Raw genomic sequence first — 22,594 nt, forward strand, 5'->3', positions numbered from 1 at the left:
CCCCTTCGGTTTAAGAGACGCCGAGCGTCGCTCGCCAGCTCACCATCGTGCCTGGGTCGAGACTGTAGAAATCAACCCAGCCCAAGTGACGACGTGCTCGCGCTCCCATGTTTGCCAGCCCCGATCGACGCGTGATGCTCGGGTCGATTCCACGCCCGTTATCGCTTACATTCACCTGGATGACCGTATCCACGCCTTCGTCGAAGAGAGTGATACTCACGGATACGGCGCTCGCGTGAGCGTGGCGCGCAACATTCGCGAGGCATTCCTTGACGACCGCAACGACGTCTTCCTTGAGTTCACCCTCGATCGCATCGAGCGAGGTGATCGGTGCATTGAGCTGAAGCGAAGGCACAAAGCCCAGACCCGCGATAGCGAGTCCACATTCGTGACGAAGCCGCTGGGAGAGCGTCACGTCAACGGTTTCGTTGCGCAGCGACTGAACAATCCCGCGAATCTCCGCAATGGAGCGCTCGATGCCCGCAACCGAATCCTTCAGGCTCGTTGCGACGGGTCCCTCGTCGGAGTACTCGCGAAAGCGAGCCGCCTGGGCCATGACGGTCTCGAGCTGCATTCCCACGCCAAAAAGCTCCTGGATGGCGAGATCGTGAAGGTCTCGAGCGATGCGGTTGCGCTCATTGTTGAGATCGTCCTCGATTGCGCTTCTTCCAGTTGCGCCATTAAGCGCGAATGAAAACAGGGAGGCGAGCGAAGCGGCGCTCACGGATTCGGCCTCGGTGAAGGCCGAGCTGGCGTCGGACCCCACACTCGTCAACCGGACGGCCACGAGCAAGCCCCGGCGCGCGGCCCCGGCATCGATGGGAAACGCCGAGATTTCAGAGTGCACAATCTCGTCATCGCCGAGCCGCTCGCCGGCGAGAGCCCTCGTGAGGTCGCCCCACGTGAGCTTCTCAAGCGTTTCAGGGGAGTCGTAGTCGAGAACGAACGGCAGGCGCGCCGAGTCGGAATCTCCCGACGCATGTGACACGGAGGTGCCGAGTAGTTCGCCCGCGAAACGCCCGCGCGCGAGCTCGCATACCCACGTTGAATCGTCGAGCGGGAGAAGTACAAGAAGCGAGTCCGGGGCGAGGATGTCGAAAGCCGTGTCGGCCAGAAGATCGAGAAGATCGTCCGGGTCCTCGGCATTAAGCACCGCCGCCGTCAGCTCGCTAATTCGCGTGGCGTTCGACATGGCAGCTCCCTTCATTCGTGCCGAGATCATCGAGGTCAATCACGCTTGCGCCCGCATTCCTGAAGCGCTGGTCGTGTGTAATGACGATGACCGCGGCATCTTCGGCGAAAAACCTACCGGGGGTGAGGATACCCTCCATGAGCTCGGAAGCGAGATCGAGGTTGAGATGCTCGGTTGGTTCGTCAAGGATCGTCACGGGGCTGCCGTGCGCGATTGCGCGGGCCAGCAACAGTCTTCGTCGCTCACCTCCGGAAACATCCTCGCCGCCACTTCCGAGGATCGTGTCGAGCCCGGCGGGTAGAGCGGCCAACCACGAATCAAGGCCCGCGAGGGCGAGAGCGTGGGTGATCTCTTCATCCGTCAAGTCGCCCCGCACCACGCGAAGGTTTTCCCGCACGCTCGTCGCAAACACGTGAGCGTCCTCCGCAAAAAACGTCACGCAAGAGGCGAGCCGAGCCGAATCAAGCGAGGAGAGAGGAACGTCGCCGTAGGCCACTTCGCCGCTCAGAGGTTTGAGGAGACCAGCGAGGGTGAGACCAAGGGTCGATTTTCCCCGCCCCGAGGCGCCGTACACGAGAGCGCGGCTTCCAGGGGAAAAGTTCAGCTCCAGGTCGTGGGCGAGCGGGCGATCAGCACTCCATCCGGTTGTGAGTGCACTAGCGGTGAGCGCGGCAGGCGCTGGGCGTTCGTGGCGTACCGGTGCGGGGACCGCGGCATTGTTCGCGGTTCCGACGGTTGCCGGGCGTTCGATAGCAGACTGCGCCTCTTCACTCGCAGCCCGCAGAGCATCGCGCACGCTCGAGCTCCTCTGAGTCTCGAGTGACGAGGCAACGGGAGCGCTCCCCGGATCAAGCGCCGCAAGACGTTCGGCTGCAACGATCGAACGGGCGCGCTGGCTCGCTGCTTGCGGAAGAACTGACGCCGCTTCGAAGCTTGACAGGGGCGCGAGGATAATGACGCCGATAATGCCGGCAGAGTGGCCCATGAAACCCCCGAGGACACCCGAGGTCTCGAGGTTGTACACGCCGCCCGCGGCGAGGATCGACCCCAGAAGTGCGGGGATCATCGCGATGTGGGTGCTGCTACGCGCGAATGCGGAGGGAATGGCTGCCCTGTCGAGCGCTTTATCGAAGCGGGTCTGCGCTGCTTCGAAGTCGGCGAGAGTGTCGTGCCACTGGCCCTTGACGCGCAGGACATCGGCGTAATCGAGAGCGAAAAGAGAAAGCGTATTGAGGTGGGCGCGTGCTTCGACGAGATCGCGCTCGGTTCTCAAGGCTGCCCGGAAAGCGAGGAGCGGCGCGATCACAGTGGCGAAGACTAGCCCCGCGAGCATCGCGAGTGCCGCCAAGGGAGAGAAGGGGGCGATCGTCGCGAGTACGGCAACCGCCATGAAGAGAGCGACGAGGGACGGAACAACCGCGCGGATAACATCATTTGCCATGTCCTCGGCGTCATCGCCTATACGCGCGAGCAGGTCTCCGCGCTTCAGTCGCCCAGCGATCGCAGGTGGCGCGCTCGCGAGACCTGCGTACACGTTGGTACGCAGGCGCGAAACTCCGGTGAGGGCTGCATCGTGAGTGAGCAGACGTTCAAAGTAACGGAAAATGCCGCGGGAGATACCTAGCGCGCGTACGGAAACGACGGCAACGCTGAGGTCGAGGACAGGCGGCATCGTCCATGACTTCGTGATGAGGTAACCGGAGACCACGGCGAGGGCGAAAGCGCTCCCGAGGGTTGCGGTGCCCGCCGCGACCGCCGCGGTGAGTTGGCGCGGGCCGATCTCCATGAGCTCATGCATTCGCGTAAGAGCGCGGGTCGAGAACTTCACGAGACCACCGCCGCATCTTCGGCGTGCACGTCGATGACCTGGTCCGCGATATCGAGAAGCGCCTGCCTGTGGGCGGTCATGAGTACGCTCGAGCCACGCTCGCGCAGAGTCTCGAGAAAACGCACGATCATCGCTTCGCTCTCCCCATCGAGGTGAGAGGTCGGTTCATCGAGGATCACGAAGGGCTTCGCTTCGAGGAGTGCAGCCGTCAGAGCCACGCGTTGGCGCTGACCGACGGAAATCCCGGTACCGCCGCGGCCGAGTTCGACATCCCAACCGTGCACGCCAACGACGTGCGTGTGAAGGCCCGTCGCGCGCGCGGCACCCTCGATGAGGTCATGTGCTTCCGTACTCGCCGGTTCAATACCCGTGGGAAGCGCCTGTTCAAGAATTTCTCTGAGAGCGCCTGGCCCCACGACCGGGCGCTGCGGGAGCCACGCGATTTGCGCCCACAGGCCTTCTTTCTCGACTGCTTCCAGGGGAGTAACGGCGCCATCGGCAGCGAGGAAGGCGATGGACCCCGATGTAGGTGCAAGGAGACCAAGGATTGCCGCGATCGACGTGGACTTGCCCTCCCCGCTCGCACCTCGCAGCGCAGTGATGTCACCTGGGTGAATCGTGCACGTGAGGTCGGCGGGTGCGAGCCGTTCACGTCCGGCGACGCTCAAGTTCTGGATAACGATGCTTGAGGTCGAAAGATCGGGAGTAGCCGGGCACTGTGAACCTTCGCCTCGTTCCGCCTCCCCGACCGTGGGAGCGTTGAGCACCTCGAAAGTGGCATCGACGGCGGCGAGGCCGTCGGTTGACGCGTGGAATTGCTGGCCCACGAGGCGCAAAGGGAGGTACACCTCGGCCGCGAGCACGAGAACGGCGATTGCGGGGAAAAGCTCCATGCTGCCGCTCACAAGACGAAGGCCGATCGAAACCGCGATGAGCGCGACCCCAAGGGTGGCGATCAGTTCGAGAGCGAAGCTCGAAAGAAACGCCCACGCGAGGGTTGTCATCGCGGACTTCTTGTGGCGAGCGCCGAGATCCGCGACGATCCTCTCGGAGCCTTTGGAACGTCCGAGAGCCCGAAGCGTGGGAAGACCCTCGACCAGATCAAGGGTCTCCGACCACAGGTTGCGCATCGTTGCGAGGGAGCGCGCCGAGGACCCCTCTGTCATCTTCCCGATGAGGATCATGAAGATCGGGATCAGGGGGAGAGCGATGCAGGCGACGACTGCGCTCGTCAGGTCCCACACGGCGATCGCGATGAGCGCGAGCGGGGTAACTGTCGCCGAGAGCGCAAGTTGGGGAACGTAGCCCGTGAGGTAGGGGCGCAAGTTCTCGAGACCCGCAGTGGCAAGGGTCGCGGTCGACGCTGCTTGATTCGCTCGCCCGCGTGGACCGAGAGCGGCGTTCTTCTCGACAACGGCGCGCCGGAGCTCACCAATCGTGTCCGTAGCCGCACGATGTCCCGTGGCTTGCGTGTACCACACTGCACAGGCACGCAAAAGAAGCGCAGCTGTGAGGATCGCGAGCGGTAGAGGATTCTCATGCGGCCACGTTCGTTCCGCGAGGAGGGCTTCGCCGAGCGAAGCCACACACCATGCGGTTGTAATAGCGCAAACAGCCTCCACGAGGCCCAAGACAACGGTGCGAATAACATGCGCGCGAGCGCTAGAGACGTGGCGGAGGAGTCTCGGATCAAGTGGAGGCTGTCGCTTTGCCAAAAGTGTTTTAGCTTTCCGTGTTGAAGGCTTCGCGGTAGCCCTCTTTCGCCTTTCGTGCGAGGTTCGCCGCGTGGGCGGCCGGGAAACCCTCGCCAGTCACACGCGCGCGGAACACCCAGTAGGCCCAAGCCTGGTAGGCGAGAACGATTGGCAGAAGGACCACCGTTGCGATCGTCATGACGCGAAGAGTGTACTCGGTGCTCGAGGCATTCATGACGGTCAGTGAGAGCGCAGGATCATTAGCCGCGGGGAGCACATTCGGGAAAATTGCCCCGAAGGCCATGACCGTCGCGAAGGCGATAGCTACGGATGTCGAGGTGAACGCGAGGCCCTCGCGGCGAGCCCGGTTGAGGACGAGTGCGCCGATGAGGGCGAGAGCCGCGATCACGAGCGGGATCCACGTCCACGCGTTGTTCGAGTAAGCGATCTGGGCCCAAAGGACCCATGCTGCCGCTGCAAGGATCGTGGGGAACACGATGATGCCCGCAAGCTTATTTGCGTCCTCACGCACTCCGTCAGTTGTGCGCAGTGCAAGGAAAAGGGTGCCGTGCAGCCAGAAAAGGAGCACGAACACAACGCCAGCGAGCAAAGCGAATGGGTTGAGAAGGTCGAAGAGTGAATCAGTGACGACGCTCTTACCTCCGGCATTCGCCTCCATGTTGACGCCGCGCACGATGTTGCCCACAGCGACGCCCCAAATCAGGGCCGGAACGAGACCGCCAATGAAATGGCAGATGTCCCACGCCAACTTCCAGGATGCGCTCTCGACTTTGTTGCGGTACTTGAACGCGCAGATGCGCACGATGAGTGCCACGAGAATGATGATGAGCGCGAGGTAGAAGCCCGAGAACATCGTCGCGTACCACTCGGGGAAGGCCGCAAAGAGGGCACCGCCACCCACGAGGATCCACACCTCGTTGGCATCCCACACGGGGCCAATGGTCGTGAGGATCTGGTTTTTACGCTTCTCGTCACCCTTGCCGAGTGCGAAAACATTCATGCCGACGCCGAAATCGAAGCCCTCGAGAACGAAGTAGCCGAGGAACAGCACTGCGACGAGGATGAACCACAGGGTCTGTAGGAACGTTGCTTCCATGATTGTCTACTCCTTTCTCTCAGTAGCCAAAGCTGATGGTCGGTGTTTCGAACTCCTCGTGTGTCGCGCCCTCGTTCTTGGTGAGGGCGCGGGGAGCCTTGATGTCCTTCACGGCCTGCTTGTGCATGAGGTAGTACCACACGACGGCGAGCACACCGTAGAGGAGCGTGAAGACCACGAGAGAGACGATCACCTGCCAGCCTTCGTGGCCGGAGACACCTTGCATGGTGAGCAGACGCACGAGCGGGTCACCGTCGGGTGATGGCGCGACAATCCACGGCTGTCGCCCCATCTCGGTAAAGATCCAGCCGAAGGCGTTGGCGAGGAACGGCATGGGGATCGAGAGAATCGCGAAGCGTGCGAACCACCTTGATCCCGACGTGCGAGCGTTCTCTCCCTTACCCCTGGTGATCCAGAATGCCCACACGGCAAGAATGCCGCAGAAAACGGCGAAGCCGATCATGAGGCGGAACGACCAATAGGTGACGAAGAGATTCGGTCGGTAGTCGACATCGACGGTCTTGCCGCTCGCATCGACGGCGGTTGCGCCGTACTTTTCCTTGTACTCGGCGTTGAGCTCCGTCACGCCCTTGAGCGTGGCGTTCGGATCGTTGGTTGCGAGGATCGAGGTCACGTAGGGAACTTCGATGATGTGTGAGATGTCGCTGCAGTCCTGCGAGAACGCACGAGGGCCCGCGACCGAGAGGATCGAGAAGCTCGCACCGGTCTCGGTGTGGCACAGGGCCTCGGCCGACGCCATCTTCATGGGCTGCTGCTCGAACATGAGCTTGCCCTGGAAGTCGCCGGAAGCAAACAAGCCGACGGCGGAAAGCACCATAACGAGAACGCCAAAGCGCGTGGCGGGGCGCCAGACATTCTTTGCGAGGTGGCTTGCGGCGGCTTGATCCTCACTCGACAAGGCTTGATCTTCAGCTCGATTGTGGTTCTTTACCATGTGCCAGGCGGCAATGCCTGTCACGAAACAGCCAGCTACGAGCCAAGCGCCCGCGATCACGTGGGGGAAAGCAGCGAGGGTCGTGACATTCGTGAGCAGGGCGAAAATACCACCTTGCGACGGATCGAGTTCGGCGCGGCCAGTCTCCGGGTTGAACACCGCGGCAACGGGGTGCTGCATGAAGGAGTTCGCGGCAATGATGAAGTATGCCGAGAGGGTTGTGCCGATCGCGACCATCCAGATCGTGAGCAGGTGGAGGCCCTTGGGGAGACGGTTCCAACCGAAAATCCAGAGGCCCAGGAAGGTCGATTCCATGAAGAATGCCGCGAGCCCTTCGAGTGCGAGCGGCGCACCGAAGATGTCGCCAACGAAGCGGGAATATTCTGACCAGTTGAGGCCGAATTGGAACTCCTGGACGATACCGGTGGCAATGCCGATACCGAAGTTCACGATAAGCATCGAACCAAAGAATTTCGTGATGCGCGTCCACGAATCGGCCTTCACGGGGTCTTTCGCGCGCACGGCGATCGTCTGCATGATCGCGACGAGGAGCGAGAGGCCAATTGTGAGCGGCACGAAAATGAAGTGGTAGACGGTCGTAATGCCGAACTGCCACCGCGCGAGATCGAGCGCTTCCATGGGCGTCCTTTTCTAGACGAGGGACAGGGAGATTCACCTTCAGGCTAGAAACCTCAAGGCCAGCGGAACGGGACTTTGGGCCCGCCGTTGATGCGTGCCATTCTACGCCTCTCATCACTTCTGTGGCAGGAACGATTCGCCGTGTTGACCACGCTATTTACGCAATTGAAAACTCGTGAAAAGTTCTGCGACTGTTCGGGGTGAGCGCATGCCTTCGCAATGGCGAGTCGCAAGTGTCGATCCGGGGAGCGGCAAGACGGCTGACTTCCTGCGAGCGATTCGCGCTTTCGTATGCGATACTTGGGGGCGATGTTTACGTCGACGCATCCGGCGTAAAGGATCCTCCGTTACTCGGGTGTCGCTCCGGCCACGCTTTGGCCGTGACGCAAGGCACCGGGTGTCGCAGCGCTAAATCAAAGCAGCGCGAAGGGGGAGGTTTATTCGGCTTCCGCCTACGGGCGATGACACATGGCGGCACCAGGATGCGCTGGGCCGCTCTAGAACGGAGCAGCCACATGGCTGAAGTGGATCCTCAGAACGAATCCTCAAGTACAGAGGGCGCCGCGCGCCCTCGACGACGAGTCCGGCGCGTCGCGGGAGCCCCTGCGGGAGCTCCAACGGTGAGTGCCGAGCAGCCGGTGCCGACCTCGACGGCGCACACGAGCGTCGCGTCACAAGCTTCCGCCGTCGTGAGCGACGCAAAGCCTCTCAACCTACGTGAACGTCGCCTCGCTGCGAAACGTGCAAGCGAACAGGCGAAGGGAACAGAGACCGCTACAGAGCCATCGTCCGCGACGAGTGGTGTGGACACTCCCACTGAACCAGGCATCGAATCTCCCGAACAGGAGGCAGCCCCGCAGGGATCCGTCGAGAAGACGCCGAGCGAGCCACCTCATTCCGACAGCATCGAGGTCGAAAGTGACACCGACGCGCCTGACGAGCTCACCACCGAACCTTTCGATCTCTCGAGCGACCTCAAGGCTCTCGCCGATTCCCGCCAGAGCGTCGAGGTAGGCGAGGAGGCGTCGGCCCCCGACATGCTTGACTTTGCTTCCCTCCTGTTTCAAGCCCCCACCCCGACCGCGGAGCTGAGTGACGAGGCGAGCGAGGCAAATGGCGACGATGCTTCGGGTGACCCGTTCGCCGAAGCTTCCGTGGACATCACCTTCGGGGCGCCTGATCTCGAAGCGGCACGTCGCGCGGCAATCGAGCGTGCGGAGCGAGAATCGCGCGAAGCAGCACGAACAGAACGCCGCGCGAAGAAACGCGACGCCAACGAGGACACCTCAGAAGAGAACGCGACCGATTCAAACGGTAGCGACACCGAGAATTCCGGTGATTCCGAGAGTGATGATTCGCAGCGCAGCTCGCGCAGGCGCCGTCGCCGGGGCGGCCGCGGCCGTAGGGGGCGTGGCGGCAAGAGCGACCAGGACTCAAGTTCGAACGGTAACGACGAGGAGGGTGCGAAGGACTCTTCGGGTGAGCCTTCTCGTGAGGATGACTCAAGCGAGAACGACGAGGATTCGAGCACCTCGAGCCGCCGACGCCGTCGCCGACGCCGGAGCTCGGGCAGCTCCGATGACCCCCAGCCGGATGATCCGCCCAACACCGTCGTGAGAGTCCGCGAGGCCCGCGATGAGGTGAAAGCTGTCAAGGGCTCGACTCGTCTCGAGGCGAAGAAGCAGCGCCGCCGTGAAGGCCGTGAATCCGGAAGGCGCCGCCATTCGATCACCGAGTCGGAGTTCCTTGCCCGCCGCGAGTCCGTGAAACGCACGATGATCGTCCGAGAGCGCCCGGGTAGAACCCAGATCGTTGTTCTCGAGGACAACATCCTCGTCGAACACTACGTGGCACAGAAGTCTCACACGTCGATGGTGGGCAACGTTTACCTCGGCAAGGTGCAGAATGTTCTTCCCTCGATGGAGGCAGCATTCGTAGACATCGGTCGCGGCCGCAACGCCGTGCTGTACGCGGGCGAAGTGAACTGGGATGCCGCGGGCCTCGAGGGGCAGCCGCGTCGAATTGAGTCGGCGCTCAAGGCCGGTGACCCCGTGCTCGTTCAGGTGACGAAGGATCCGATTGGCCACAAGGGGGCGCGCCTCACGAGCCAGATCTCGCTTCCAGGGCGCTACCTCGTGTACGTTCCAGGCGGGTCGATGACAGGCATTAGCCGCAAACTTCCGGATAAGGAACGTTCGCGCCTCAAGAAAATCCTCAAGTCGATCGTTCCTGCGGATGCCGGCGTGATCGTGCGCACCGCTGCCGAAGGCGCGAGCGAGGAAGAGCTCACGCGCGACGTCGAGCGCCTCCAGAAGCAGTGGGAAAAGATCGAAAAGGCGAGCGCAAAGGGGAAGGGAGCCCCGACGGCCCTCTCGACAGAACCGGATCTCGCGATCAAGGTCGTGCGCGACATCTTCAACGAAGACTTCACTTCACTCATCGTCGAAGGCGAGAGCGTTTATAAGGAGCTCCACGAGTACATCAGCGAGGTCGCGCCCGACCTTCTTGAACGCGTGACGAAGCACGTGGGCGAGAAGGACTCTTTTGCGAAGTACCGTGTGGACGAGCAGCTCATGAAGGCGATGGATCGCAAGGTCTACCTGCCCTCGGGTGGCTCGCTCGTCATCGACCGCACCGAGGCGATGACCGTGGTCGACGTCAATACGGGGAAGTTCACGGGAACGGGCGGCTCGCTTGAAGAAACGGTGACGCGCAACAACCTCGAGGCAGCCGAAGAGATCGTGCGCCAGCTTCGCCTCCGCGATATCGGTGGCATCATTGTCGTGGACTTCATCGACATGGTTCTCGAAGCAAACCGTGATCTCGTGCTTCGCCGTATGATCGAGTGCCTTTCGCGGGACCGCACAAAGCACCAGGTCGCAGAAGTGACGAGTCTCGGGCTCGTGCAGATGACCCGCAAGCGCGTCGGCGCGGGACTCGTTGAGACCTTCTCCAGCATGTGCGAATCGTGCAACGGTCGTGGCATCCAGATTGATCTCGACGGTCAGCATCACCACGAACCACCCGCATTCGAGGATGAGCCTAAGAAGTCACGTCGGCGCTCGAAAAGGTCGAAGAATTCCGAGGGCGATTCGAATAGGTCGAAAGGGCGTGACTCAAAGGGTTCTTCCTCCGACGACAAGGCGAACTCGGCGAAGGATGCCGTCCAAGATCTCGTGGATTCGAAAGCGGCATCGGATGTGCACCGGCTCGAGGAAAACGAAGAATCGCGAGCCCTTGCGAGGGCGACAATCGCCTCGATCGCCGCGGCGAGCACGGGGCACTCGGCTCCCGAGGTGATGGTTGACGGTCAGGTCATCGCGCCGGTAGAGGGGAAGAAGGCTCCCGGATCGGAAAAAGCGCGCGAGGAATCTGGGAGCCACGAGGCTTCCAATTCTGTCGCTACTGAGACGGGGGCCACGGCTGTGGATCACAGTGAGGATCCCGGTCGCGAGTGACGTGATGAGTTCCACAGCATTCCCGGTTATTTTCCCAGGTCGTGGCGCCTGCGCCGGTTGAATCTGGAGAAGGTATTTCGTAAGCTATACGTCGGTGCATTTCGTGCCGTAGACTTTTTCCTCCCGCAGCGGTTCTCGCGGATTCACGCTTGACATCGGTCGCGTGGCCCCGCCCGGTGAACCGCGCGGTTTGAGGAAAAGTACCGAGCAAATTTTGTCAGCAAACGAGAAAAGAGCAGTGACGTGGTGTACGCAATCGTCCGCGCAGGCGGTCGTCAGGAGAAGGTGTCGGTTGGTGACACCATCGTGATCAACCGCGTGGCCGGCGAGGCGGGCGACACCGTAGAGTTCGCTCCCGTCCTCCTGGTTGACGGAGACAAGGTGACCTCCGCGAAGGAAGACCTCGAGAAGGTCACCGTGACCGCTGAGAAGATCGAGGATTTCCGCGGGTCCAAGGTCCGCATCCTCAAGTTTAAGAACAAGACCGGCTACACAAAGCGCCAGGGCCACCGTCAGGAACTGACTCGGCTCAAGGTCACGAAGATCGCCTGAGCGATCTCAAACATCGAGAGAAGGTACTGACTCATGGCATCAAAGAAGGGCGTTAGCTCCTCGAAGAACGGCCGCGACTCGAACGCTCAGCGCCTCGGCGTGAAGCGCTACGCGGGCCAGGAAGTCGGCGCGGGCGAGATCATCGTACGCCAGCGCGGCACTCGCTTCCACCCCGGCCAGGGCGTTGGCCGTGGCGGCGACGACACGCTTTTCGCTCTTACCGAGGGCGTCGTCGAATTCGCGCGCAAGCGCGACCGTAACGTGGTGAACGTGGTGGCCTCGGCCTGAGGTCGGTCCCACTTTCACAGGTGAGGCGGGGAAGTGCCCAGCGGGGCCCTTCCCCGCCTCACGTTTAACCTCCCTGCACTCCAGAGCGGATCAGCTTAGGCTGGTGCCAAGAGCGCTCTTCGCGCATCCGCTCGCGTCGAAAGGCCACCATGGCAACCTTCATTGACCGCGCTGTTCTTCACATCACCGGCGGTGATGGTGGCAATGGCTGCGCCTCGATCAAGCGTGAAAAGTTCAAGCCTCTCGCGGGGCCCGACGGCGCCAACGGGGGCGACGGCGGTAACGTCATCCTCGAGGTCTCGCGCAATGTCACGACGCTCATGGACTTTCACCACCTCCCTCACCGTCGCGCGGAGTCGGGCGGATTTGGGAAGGGAGACTTTCGCGAGGGGACGAAGGGTGCGGACCTTGTACTCAAAGTGCCTGAAGGTACCGTCGTCCGTGACAAAGAGGGGACGTTCCTCGCGGATCTCGTGGGTGAAGGGACACGGTTTGTCGCGGCACGCGGCGGCAAAGGCGGTCTCGGCAACGCAGCCCTTGCGAGCTCGAAACGCAAGGCGCCGGGCTTCGCTCTTCTTGGCGAGCCGGGTGAGGAGCGTTCGCTCGTTCTCGAGATGAAGTCGATTGCCGATGTAGCGCTCGTAGGTTTTCCTAGCGCCGGAAAGAGCTCACTCATTGCCGCGATGAGTGCGGCGCGCCCGAAGATCGCCGACTACCCCTTTACTACGCTCACGCCCAACCTTGGCGTAGTGGAGCAAGAGCAGTTCCGCTTTACAATGGCCGATGTTCCTGGGCTCATTCCCGGCGCGTCGGAAGGGAAGGGCCTCGGTCTCGACTTCCTCAGGCACATCGAGCGCTGCCACGTGATCGTGCACGTCCTCGATGCCGCAACGATGGAAGCTGATCGCAACCCGCTCCACGACCTCGAACTGATCGAGAACGAGCTTCGCACGTATGCCGAGAGGCTCGATAGCGAGTCGAGCAGGCTCGGTTTGCCGCCGCTCATGGAGCGCCCCACGGTCATCGTGCTCAACAAGGTCGATATGCCTGATGGTTCGGATATGGCGGACATGGTGCGCGAAGAATTGGGCGAGCGCGGCGTTCCAGTTCTTGAAGTTTCCGCGCTTACGCGTAAAGGCCTTCGCGAACTCGCGCTCACGCTCGGGTCGCTCGTGGAGAAGCAGCGCAAGGAAACCCCCGAACTCGAGCGTGAGGACCGCCCCACGATTACTCTCACGCCCGAAGATCACGATTCGAGCGATTTCACGATCACCCCCGAGGAGTTCGAGGGGCAGCTCGTATACCGCATTCGCGGTGATAAACCCGAGCGATGGGTACGCCAGACGTCATTCGCGAACGATGAGGCTGTGGGGTACCTCGCCGATCGCCTCAACCGCCTCGGTATCGAGGACGCACTCTTCAACAAGGGAGCGAAGGCCGGCGACACGGTCGTGATCGGTCCTGGTGAGGATGCGGTTGTGTTTGATTGGGAGCCGACCATGGTTACGGGGGCTGAATTCCTCGGCCAACGCGGCACAGACGTGCGGCTCGAGGAGCGTACTCGCCCCACGCGCCAAGAAAAGCGCGAGGTGCGACGCGTTCGCGTCAAAGAGCGCATGGATCGCCTCGGTGCGATGGAGGCAGAGCGTAAGTCGGGCCATTGGGCCGATCCTTCGAAGGACGACTGATGCCCCGCATCAACAAGGTTCGCATCGGCCACGGCGTTCACGATCCCGCGCGCCTTACTTCGCGAGCATCGCTTTCTTCGGCCCAGCGGATCGTGGTGAAGATCGGCTCGAGCTCGCTCACCCTTCCCGGGGGAGACCTCAACCGGAATGCGATCTGGGCACTCGCCTCTTCCGTCGCCTCACTTGTGCACGATGGCCGTGAAGTCGTGATCGTGAGCTCGGGTGCGATAGCGGCGGCGCTACGCCCTATGGGCTTCTCGCAGCGCCCGGAATCGATCACTGATAACCAGGCGCTCGCCTCCGTGGGGCAGGGCATGTTGATCCGTGAATGGTCGCAGGCCTTTGGAATGAGCAACGTCCACGTGGGCCAGGTGCTCCTCACGGAAGATGACATGGTCCATCCCGAGAAGTACAGGAACGTGAGAGCATCGCTCAATGCGCTCCTTGCTTCGGGCGCGGTTCCGATCGTCAACGAAAACGATACGGTCGCGACACGCGAGATTCACTTCGGGGACAACGACCGACTCGCGAGCCTCGTGGCGCAAGTGACCGGAGCCGATCTTTTGGTTCTGCTTACGGATGTCGACGGTCTGTTCACGCGCCCTCCCAGGGATCCGGGCGCCGAGCGCATCGCGCTTGTGAAAGATGCGGCGCGACTTCCGGGAGTGGAAATCGGCTCGAGGGGGTCAACCGTCGGAACTGGTGGGATGGTCACCAAGCTTTCCGCCGCGCATGACGCGACCATCACGGGGACCGCGTGCGTGCTGACCATTCCAGTGCATTTCGATGCCGCGCTTGCCGGCGAAGATTGCGGCACGTTCTTCCCCGCGCGCATCACGGGACGGCGGCGCTCGCGCCTCATGTGGCTCACCTACGCGAGCCGTGGGGAGGGCACCCTCGTGCTGGACGACGGCGCTGTGAGGGCGGTTGTGGAGGAGCGGCGCTCGCTTCTGCCTGTGGGCATTACGGGCGTGGAGGGGTCGTTTACGGCCGGCTCGCCCGTGGATATCGCTGATTCTCGTGGGTGTGTACGGGCTCGCGGGCTCACATATTTTTCTTCCGACGCCATCTCGCGCATCATGGGGCTCACGTCTGAAGAGATTGCCGCGCATGAAAGCGACATCGCGGTGCACGCGGTCGTGCATCGTGACGATCTCGTCATCGTGAAATAGGGCCTCGTCGCTCTCGTGAGGCGCTGTAAAGTGTGCTTATGAATGAGAATGTCACGGTAACCGAGGCAGTCCGCGACCGTGCCGCGCGTGCGCAACGCGCCCAGAGGCTGATCGCGCACGAGACCCCCGCCCGCAAGAATGCTCTTCTTCGCGCAATCGCCGCGCGGCTCGAGGATGATTCCGTGCACATCCTCGAGGCAAACGATCGCGATCTGGCGCGCGCAGACGAGAGCGGCATCGAACCGGGACTCAGGGATCGCCTTGCCCTCACGAGGGAGCGTGTCGCGGCGATTGCGGGGCAGCTTCGTGCCACTGCAGACCTCGCCGATCCCGTCGGTGAGGTCGTGCGTGGGGGAGTGCTCGACAACGGGCTTTCGCTCACGGAGGTTCGTGTCCCGCTCGGTGTGATCGGCATGATTTACGAAGCTCGCCCCAATGTCACAGTTGATGCCGCGGGCCTCGCTCTCAAGTCGGGCAACGCGGTTGTGTTGCGTGGAGGGAGCGCCGCGCTCGAGACGAATCGAGCGCTTGTTCAGTCGATGAGAAACGCCCTTCAAGCCGAAGGCTTTCCCGAGGATCTCGTGAGTTCGATCGACGAGTTCGAGCGTGAGGGTGCGAGGGCTCTAATGCGAGCCCGCGGTCTCGTGGACGTGCTAATTCCCCGCGGCGGCGCCGGTCTTATTGCCCAGGTCGTCGAGGAGAGCCTCGTACCAACGATCGAAACGGGCACGGGCAACACCCACATCTTTGTTGATGAAAGCGCGGATCTTGAACGTGCGATCGACATCGTTGTGAACGCGAAGACCCAGCGTGTGGGGGTGTGCAATGCGCTCGAGAACCTCCTCGTTCACAAAAGCGTCGCGCACGAGTTTTTGCCTCGTCTTTCGTCCGCACTCGCAGAAAAAGCTGTTGTTCTGCACGCGGAGCCGCGTGCGTACACGATCCTGCATGGGTGTGAGGCACGTGTGGTCGAAGCCAATGACGAGGATTTCTTCACCGAGTATCTCTCGCTGGATCTTTCGATCAAGGTCGTCGATGACCTCGAGGAGGCCGTCGACCACATCCGTGAGCATACGAGCGGGCATACCGAGTCGATCCTCACCTCGTCGATTGCGAGCGAGCGGGCTTTCATTGCCGCGCTCGACTCGGCCGTGATCATGGTCAACGCCTCGACACGTTTCAGTGATGGCGGGGAGTTTGGATTCGGCGCGGAAATTGGCATTTCCACCCAGAAACTGCACGCGCGCGGGCCCATGGCGCTTCGCGAGCTCACAAGCACGACGTGGATCGTGCGAGGTGAGGGCCACGTACGAGCGTGAGCTGTGCTGCGTCACCCTCGCTCACGGAGCAACTTGTGGAACAATGGCATAGCCCCACGATGGGATGAACGATTGCGAAAGGTCTGGCATGCACGCTGATTTTCTGATCCTCGCCGAAGAGGCCGCCGCGCACTCTCACGGTCCGCACCCGGCAGTATTCGGGGTTGTGGCTTTTGTGATCCTCATGCTTTTGCTCGTGGTCACCTCGCTCTTTAGCGGCCTTCACCAGGAACCCTCGTCGAGCGCAAAGACCGTCGCCGAGGTAGAGCGCGAACACCGCCGCGGCGCTTCTCGTTGAGAATCATCGTATGAGCGCAAAGCGCCGAATCGGCGTGATGGGCGGGACCTTTGACCCAATCCATCACGGCCACCTCGTTGCGGCGAGCGAAGTCCAATCGGTCTTCGGTCTCGACCAGGTGATCTTCGTGCCCACGGGCCGTCCGTGGCAGAAATCGGGCAAGGAGATTTCCGATCCCGAGCACCGCTACCTCATGACCGTCGTCGCAACTGCCGCGAACCCGAGGTTCACCGTTTCGCGAGTCGATATCGACCGACCGGGCCAGACCTATACGATCGATACGCTTCGAGACCTCCGCGCACAGTATCCTGGCGATGACCTTTTCTTCATCACCGGTGCGGATGCTCTCACGAATATCCTTACGTGGAAGGACTACAGCGAAATTTTCGATCTCGCTCACTTCGTGGGTGTGACTCGGCCCGGCCACGACATCAATACTGATGGTCTTCCGCCAAGCGGAGTCACGCTCATTGAGGTTCCCGCGATGGCGATTTCTTCGACCGACTGTCGCACTCGCGTCATGCGAGGCGTACCCGTGTGGTATCTCGTTCCCGATGGCGTGGTGCAATACATCAACAAGTACAAGCTCTATCTAGGACGTGAGCATGACGGGCACTGAGCCGCAGCTTTCCGGGCGTCGTCACGGACGCCGCGCACGAGCGGTGAGCGAGGACGAACAGAACGCGTCGACAACTCGCGGCGTGACGGGTAATCTCACGCTTTATGCGCGCCGCACGGCAATGATTCCCCCGCTCGCCGACGATCGACTCCCCGAGCTCAAGCACTATACGGGCAAGCGCGCGAAGCGTGGCGCAACAGTGACGGCGCCATCCGCCACTGAGGCGGAGGCGAGCACGGTAACTGTGGAGGAAACTCCCGCCGAAAGCTTTGAGCCCCGCAGTGAGACGGTCGAAGTCGTTGATCCATTGAGCAGTGATTTTCCCGCGTCGAGCGTCGGATCGAGGAGAGGATCGTGGCCCGGTGCCCTGTTTGGCCGCGACGGAGAAAAATCGGAACCCCCGACCGAACCGCAGACGAGCGTTCTAGCTTCAGAGGCGGTAACCGAGAGCGAGCAAAGCGGATCGGGGGAGCGGGGCGTCGAGCACACCGAGCCAGAACCGCCGGAGGGCACGCAAGCGTCGGCTTGGATTTCCGTGAACGAGAACCCGGACACCGAGGACACGAGCGCGTCTGAGGCTCTTGCTCCCAAGCCTGTCGATTCGAATCTCGAGCTCGCCCCGGTGTACGAGACGACCGAGGGCGACGACCCGGTTGACGCTTCCGAATGGCTTGAAGTGGGAGATCTTCCCGCCGATCAGGCGCCAGAGCCAAAGCCTGCCGCGCGCTTCGAGGGAACCGTGCTCAATAACCCGAGCCGAACGTCCGGCGGAATCGGTATGTGGATCACGTGGTTGATCGTCGCGGCCATTGCGATCACGCTCGTGGTTCTGCTCGTGACCGGAGTGATCGGGCCGGGCATCGTGAACGCCCTCGCTGCAACCCCTGAGACTGCCACTTTTGACTTTGCCGGAGGACTTGCTTCGTGACAGCGACCCAGGAATCCATTGACATGGCCCGAATCGCCGGGCAGGCCGCAGCCGACAAGCTTGCGGGCAACGTGATCGCGCTCGACGTTTCCGAGCAGCTCGTGATCACCGACGTCTTCGTCGTGTGCTCGGGCGACTCGGAACGCCAGGTGAACGCGATTGTCAACGGCGTTGAAGCGGAAATGTTCAAGGCCGGCTACAAGCCGAAGCGCCGCGAAGGCGAGAAGGATGCTCGCTGGATCCTCCTCGATTTCACCGATATCGTCGTGCATGTCCAGCATGAGGAGGATCGCGCGTTCTATGCGCTCGAACGACTGTGGCGTGACGCTCCGACGATCGATCTCGACCTCGATCTCGGCCCCGAGGTGGAGGCGCAGGAGAAGTAATGGCTTCCCGCCTCATTCTTGTGCGCCACGGCCAAACCGACTACAACTTCAGCGGCCGTATCCAAGGTGCTTCTGACATCCCGCTCAACGACACTGGCCTCGCACAAGCGTGCACCGTGGGGGAGGCCCTCGCGAAAGATGAAAGCATTGTAGCCGTGTACAGCTCGCCGCTTGGACGGGCGAAAAGCACGGCAGAGGCGATCGCTACCCATCACGGGATCGAGGTTGTGCCCGACGCTCGCCTACGCGAACGAGGTTTCGGAGACTGGGAAGGGCTCACCCGCGACGAGATCGAAAAGGGGTGGCCGTTCGAGTTTGCGCTGTGGCGCGCTGGCGTATCGAGTGGCCTCGAGAAGGCGCGAGTTGAGCACAGGGCCGATGTCGCGCGCCGTTTTGATGGAGCCTGCCGCGAGTTTTCTGCGCGTCACGAGTCCGGCACGGTCGTCGTTGTCGCGCACGGGGCAGCGATCTCGCTCGGCCTCGCCGCGATGATCGGCGCCGGTGAAGGCGATTTTCGGGGACTCGCGAGCATGGATAACTGCCACCGGGCGGTCGTCGAAGTTATGCGCCGTAGTGAAGGTGCAGGATGGGTGAGGCTCACGTCACTGAACCTCCCGCCGAATTTCGCGGCCGTCCGCTGAGCATGTAATATTGCTGGAGTCGCTTCGGCGATGCTCGAAAATTTGGGGCTATGGCGCAGTTGGTAGCGCGTCTGCATGGCATGCAGAAGGTCACGGGTTCGAATCCCGTTAGCTCCACAATTGGAAAGTAACCCCAGGTAAAATTGAACTGCTCCCCATTAGTTGGACTGAGAAATCAGTTATCGACTAGTGGGGAGCAGTTTTCATTGCGGACACGAATTTTGCTGAGTGAGCATCAGCGCGAGCAGTTGGTGGTGTGTTTCGAGCAGGGCATGGGGAGCAATGCTGCTGCGAACGTGGTCGGGGTTTCGAGAGATGCAACGCGCACCCTCTATCGGCGGTTTCAGCTGCATGGCAGGCTTTGTCTTGTGAAGAAACCGATAAAGCAGCAGTACTCGTTCGAGATCAAGAAGGAAGTTGTCGAGCGCCACTTCGCCGGCGAGACAAAGATGGATCTTGCGCGTGAGTTTGGCTTGTCGTCAGACCATCTCGTAGATGTTTGGTCGCAGAAATGGCATAAAGGCGGCGACGAGGCGTTGAAACCGAAGCCGAAGGGCAGACCCAAGGGCTCGACCGCGCCGAAGCAGCTCTCCGAAGAGGAGAAGCTGCGCCGTCAGGTCGCACGGTTAGAAGCCGAAAATGCTTATCTAAAAAAATTGCGAGACTTGAGGAATCAGGGACGCGCCTGAAGGTCGAGGCGATCGTCATCCTCAAGTCGCACCACCGCTTGGAGCACCTCTTAGACGCCGCAGGTATCCCACGGTCGACGTTCTTCTACCATCAAAAACGACTCAGCGTGCCGGATAGACACGCTGCACTTAAGCAAGCGATCCGGGAAAGTTTCGAGCGTAACAAGCATCGTTACGGCTATCGGCGGGTGCTGCTAGACCTGCGCAACCAGGGCTGGGTGGTCAATCACAAACTCGTCTACAAACTCATGCGCGAGATGGGTCTTCGAGCCAAGATCCGCCAGCACAGGCCGTATGTTTTCTACGCTGGAACGATCAGCCACATCGCTGCCAACAAGCTTGACCGCAAGTTCACCCCGGACAAGCCAAATACCGTCTTTGTCAGCGACGTCACCGAGTTCAGAGCCGCAGGCCGCAAGGTATACCTGTCGCCAGTGATGGACTTGTTCGACCGCTCAATCGTCGCTCACACAGTGGCTACATCCCCGTCGACAGCCTTTACCGCTGCGTCTTTGTCCAAGGCGCTCGCCGCATGTGCACCTGAACCCGGGTGGATGATGCACACCGATCAGGGCTTTCAATACCAGCACGCCTCGTGGCGTAACCTGATCGGCGACAACGGTGGTGTTCAGTCGATGTCCCGTAAAGCCAACTGTTACGACAACGCGGTCATGGAGAATTTCTTCGGACACTTGAAAACCGAGATGTACCACGGAGAAGTCTTCGCCACCGTCGCAGAGTTCAACCAGGCGATCGACAAGTACATTCAGTGGTACAACACCGAACGCATCCAACAACGACTCAAGGGCCTGACCCCGATGCAATATCGAGATCAGGCCCTTGAAGCCCTAACCGCCTAGAGTTAAACCAGTCCAACTTTCGGGGGCCAGTTCAAATCAGCCTGGGGTTCCTTTTTACGTGACGCGTACGCTCGCAGCGTACGAGAGCGGTGAGACGCCCAGCACATGTGTGGGTGATCGTGGCTAGGGTTGTGCCATGACGGATAGCAACTCAATTTTTCATGACCTGACCGCATTTGTCGCAGAGCCGCGACTTACGGGACTCGCGCTTTCGCCCAAGGGCGACCGCCTCATCGCCGTGCGCAGTGAACTTAACAAGAAGAACAACGCATATGTGAGCGCGCTGTGGGAGCTCCCGAACGGCGAGGGGAGCGTAACAAAGCCTCGTCGCCTCACCCGCGGGCTTGAGGGCGAAGCCCTCGCGGGCTTTACGAACGAGGGCGACATCCTCTTCACCGCGAAGCGTGAAACCGGCGAGGACGATAGCGAACAGCGCCTCTTCCTCCTCCCTAACGGTGGTGGCGAGGCCCGCGTTGTTGCGAAGCGCCACGCAGGCTTTGGCGGTCTCAGCATCGCTCGTGAGAGCGGCCGAATCGCCCTCGTGAGTGGGGTTCATCCGCACGCGAAAGACGCGGAAGACGACGCTCGCATCGCGAAGGAACGCGAGGAGAAAAAGTTCACGGGCATCCTGCACACCGGCCACCCCGTGCGCGCCTGGGACCACGATCTTGGCCCCACCGTGAACCAGATCTTCGTGGCCGAACCGCTTGACGCGGAGGACGGCGAAGCGCAGCTCCACCTTCGCCAGCTCACTCACTTTGCCCCGCACGAGCGGGTTTCGGGTGCCCAGATTAGTTCCGACGGTTCCTCGGTATACGCGACGCTCACTCGTACGGTGCGCGGGACCGAAGCCTTCGGCACCGTGATCAAGATCGACGTCGAAACGGGGAAGGTGACGACCCTCGCAGAAGAAGAGGGCGTGCACCACATGCTCGAGGCAGTGAGCCCCGCCGGTGACTACCTGCTCCTCGCGCGTGAGGAGGCCGTCAGCCGCACCGTGCCGCTCAAGCTCACCTACTCGATTTACCGCCTCGAAACCGGTGAATGCACCACGACCGCGACGAACTTCTCCGACTGGATCGGATATACCGCGATCACTCCGTGTGGAAAGAGCCTCTACTTCACGGCAGACCACGAGGGACGCGGCGGAATCTTCAGGCTCGATGTCGAAGAGGGAACCGTCGAACTCCTCACCGAAGGGAAATTCCACTACACGGACCTCGCTCTCGATGAGCGGGACGGAACGCTCGTGGGACTTCAGGATGCGATCGATCAGCCACCGCTTCCCGTGCGACTCGACCCCGAAACGCGCGACGTGAGCAGCATCGACGCCCCGCTCGAGGCTCCCGAGGTGCCTGGCGCTCTCACCGAGTTCAGCATCGAAGCCGAGGACGGAACCCCCGTGCGTTCGTGGCTGTGCTTGCCGAAAGATGCAAGCGCCGAGAATCCCGCGCCACTTTTGCTCTGGATCCACGGCGGTCCCTTCGGATCGTGGAATAGCTGGAGCTGGCGATGGAACCCGTGGACGGCCGTCGCACGCGGCTACGCGGTGCTGCTGCCCGATCCTGCGATCTCGACCGGCTACGGTCAGCAGATGATCGACCGCGGCTGGGACCAGCTCGGCGGGAGCCCCTTCGACGACATCATGCGCGCCACTAAGGCTGCTCTTGAGCGCCCCGAGATTGACGAGACGAAGAAGGCTGCACTCGGCGGCTCCTACGGCGGCTACATGGCGAATTGGGTCGCCGGGCACACGGGAGACTTCTTCGACTGCATCGTGACTCACGCGTCGCTGTGGAACATTGACCAATTCCGCCATACGACCGACGCGGCGCAGCATTGGGGAGCGCACCTCGACGATACGCACGTCGCCGAGTACAACCCCGCCGATTCAATCGACAGAATCGTCTCACCCATGCTCGTGATCCACGGCGATAAGGACTACCGCGTCCCGATCGGCGAGGGGCTGCGCCTGTGGTTCGAGTTGCTGAGCGCGAGTGGGAAGAGTCCCGAGGAGAACCCGCACCGCTTCCTCTACTTCCCGAACGAGAACCACTGGGTGCTCACGCCAAATAATGCCTTCACGTGGTACTCGACGGTTCTCGCCTTCGTTGATCGCCACGTCAAGGGTGTTGAGGCCGAGTATCCCGAATTGCTCGGCTAGCGCGGCTTCCTCTCAGCGGCTCGACGGTTCCTGTGATGCCGTCGGGCCGCTTTGTCGTGCGGATAAGAGAGCTGATTCAGCAAACGCTCCCCACCGCGTAACTAGGT

The 22,594-nt window shown here is 61.6% G+C and carries 17 protein-coding genes, 1 tRNA gene and 1 pseudogene; 14 read left to right on the forward strand and 5 right to left on the reverse strand.

The features are described 5' to 3' along the window. Nucleotides 1–10: 10 nt before the first annotated feature. The 5 genes from M3B90_RS03300 to M3B90_RS03320 are packed head-to-tail and all read right to left on the reverse strand — an operon-like array spanning nucleotide 11 to nucleotide 7,425. Nucleotides 11–1,192: a sensor histidine kinase gene (locus M3B90_RS03300; RefSeq protein ID WP_259888622.1), complete on the reverse strand. Its 1,182-nt coding sequence runs from the start codon at nucleotides 1,190–1,192 to the stop codon at nucleotides 11–13. Further along, nucleotides 1,170–3,020, reverse strand: a complete 1,851-nt coding sequence (gene cydC / locus M3B90_RS03305) for a thiol reductant ABC exporter subunit CydC (RefSeq protein ID WP_259888623.1) — start codon at nucleotides 3,018–3,020, stop codon at nucleotides 1,170–1,172. Before cydC ends, M3B90_RS03300 begins: the two co-directional genes overlap by 23 nt. After that, the gene (cydD, locus tag M3B90_RS03310; protein WP_259888624.1) at nucleotides 3,017–4,735 is read right to left on the reverse strand and encodes a thiol reductant ABC exporter subunit CydD; all 1,719 of its coding nucleotides are present in this window, start codon (nucleotides 4,733–4,735) and stop codon (nucleotides 3,017–3,019) included. Before cydD ends, cydC begins: the two co-directional genes overlap by 4 nt. Nucleotides 4,736–4,742: 7 nt before the next feature. Then, nucleotides 4,743–5,831 carry a cytochrome d ubiquinol oxidase subunit II gene (cydB, locus tag M3B90_RS03315; RefSeq protein WP_259888625.1) on the reverse strand — a complete coding sequence of 363 codons (1,089 nt, stop codon included), beginning with the start codon at nucleotides 5,829–5,831 and terminating at the stop codon, nucleotides 4,743–4,745. Between the two features lie 19 nt (nucleotides 5,832–5,850). After that, on the reverse strand, nucleotides 5,851–7,425 hold the full coding sequence (locus M3B90_RS03320; RefSeq protein ID WP_259888626.1) for a cytochrome ubiquinol oxidase subunit I: 1,575 nt from the start codon (nucleotides 7,423–7,425) through the stop codon (nucleotides 5,851–5,853). Nucleotides 7,426–7,940: 515 nt separating this feature from the next. Here M3B90_RS03320 and M3B90_RS03325 point away from each other — a divergent pair. The 14 genes and pseudogenes from M3B90_RS03325 to M3B90_RS03390 all read left to right on the forward strand — a co-directional run bounded on the left by M3B90_RS03325 (nucleotide 7,941) and on the right by M3B90_RS03390 (nucleotide 22,487). After that, on the forward strand, nucleotides 7,941–10,883 hold the full coding sequence (locus tag M3B90_RS03325) for an Rne/Rng family ribonuclease (RefSeq protein WP_259888627.1): 2,943 nt from the start codon (nucleotides 7,941–7,943) through the stop codon (nucleotides 10,881–10,883). Between the two features lie 243 nt (nucleotides 10,884–11,126). Next, nucleotides 11,127–11,435, forward strand: coding sequence for a 50S ribosomal protein L21 (gene rplU, locus M3B90_RS03330; protein ID WP_016664727.1), 309 nt, complete (start codon nucleotides 11,127–11,129; stop codon nucleotides 11,433–11,435). A 33-nt stretch (nucleotides 11,436–11,468) separates the two neighbouring features. Beyond that, nucleotides 11,469–11,723: a 50S ribosomal protein L27 gene (gene rpmA / locus M3B90_RS03335; protein ID WP_055088258.1), complete on the forward strand. Its 255-nt coding sequence runs from the start codon at nucleotides 11,469–11,471 to the stop codon at nucleotides 11,721–11,723. A 149-nt stretch (nucleotides 11,724–11,872) separates the two neighbouring features. Continuing rightward, nucleotides 11,873–13,411, forward strand: coding sequence for a GTPase ObgE (gene obgE, locus M3B90_RS03340; protein WP_259888628.1), 1,539 nt, complete (start codon nucleotides 11,873–11,875; stop codon nucleotides 13,409–13,411). Continuing rightward, the gene (proB, locus tag M3B90_RS03345; RefSeq protein ID WP_259888629.1) at nucleotides 13,411–14,583 is read left to right on the forward strand and encodes a glutamate 5-kinase; all 1,173 of its coding nucleotides are present in this window, start codon (nucleotides 13,411–13,413) and stop codon (nucleotides 14,581–14,583) included. The genes obgE and proB overlap by 1 nt, the downstream gene beginning before the upstream one ends. A gap of 38 nt (nucleotides 14,584–14,621) precedes the next feature. Beyond that, nucleotides 14,622–15,902 carry a glutamate-5-semialdehyde dehydrogenase gene (locus M3B90_RS03350; protein ID WP_259888630.1) on the forward strand — a complete coding sequence of 427 codons (1,281 nt, stop codon included), beginning with the start codon at nucleotides 14,622–14,624 and terminating at the stop codon, nucleotides 15,900–15,902. A gap of 88 nt (nucleotides 15,903–15,990) precedes the next feature. Further along, nucleotides 15,991–16,200 (forward strand): hypothetical protein, encoded by a 210-nt coding sequence (locus tag M3B90_RS03355; protein ID WP_259888631.1) that lies wholly within the window; start codon nucleotides 15,991–15,993, stop codon nucleotides 16,198–16,200. Between the two features lie 10 nt (nucleotides 16,201–16,210). Then, nucleotides 16,211–16,819: a nicotinate-nucleotide adenylyltransferase gene (nadD, locus tag M3B90_RS03360; RefSeq protein WP_259888632.1), complete on the forward strand. Its 609-nt coding sequence runs from the start codon at nucleotides 16,211–16,213 to the stop codon at nucleotides 16,817–16,819. Further along, nucleotides 16,806–17,747: a hypothetical protein gene (locus tag M3B90_RS03365; RefSeq protein WP_259888633.1), complete on the forward strand. Its 942-nt coding sequence runs from the start codon at nucleotides 16,806–16,808 to the stop codon at nucleotides 17,745–17,747. Before nadD ends, M3B90_RS03365 begins: the two co-directional genes overlap by 14 nt. Next, nucleotides 17,744–18,133, forward strand: coding sequence for a ribosome silencing factor (gene rsfS / locus M3B90_RS03370; RefSeq protein ID WP_259888634.1), 390 nt, complete (start codon nucleotides 17,744–17,746; stop codon nucleotides 18,131–18,133). Before M3B90_RS03365 ends, rsfS begins: the two co-directional genes overlap by 4 nt. Next, nucleotides 18,133–18,774: a histidine phosphatase family protein gene (locus M3B90_RS03375; protein WP_259888635.1), complete on the forward strand. Its 642-nt coding sequence runs from the start codon at nucleotides 18,133–18,135 to the stop codon at nucleotides 18,772–18,774. Before rsfS ends, M3B90_RS03375 begins: the two co-directional genes overlap by 1 nt. A 44-nt stretch (nucleotides 18,775–18,818) precedes the next feature. Further along, a tRNA-Ala gene (locus M3B90_RS03380) sits at nucleotides 18,819–18,891 on the forward strand. A gap of 242 nt (nucleotides 18,892–19,133) precedes the next feature. After that, a pseudogene (locus tag M3B90_RS03385) lies at nucleotides 19,134–20,323 on the forward strand (IS3 family transposase); the annotation flags it as partial. Between the two features lie 136 nt (nucleotides 20,324–20,459). Further along, nucleotides 20,460–22,487 (forward strand): S9 family peptidase, encoded by a 2,028-nt coding sequence (locus M3B90_RS03390; RefSeq protein WP_259888636.1) that lies wholly within the window; start codon nucleotides 20,460–20,462, stop codon nucleotides 22,485–22,487. Nucleotides 22,488–22,594: the final 107 nt, after the last annotated feature.

Source organism: Dermabacter sp. p3-SID358, from assembly GCF_025147465.1.
Lineage (GTDB): Bacteria > Actinomycetota > Actinomycetes > Actinomycetales > Dermabacteraceae > Dermabacter.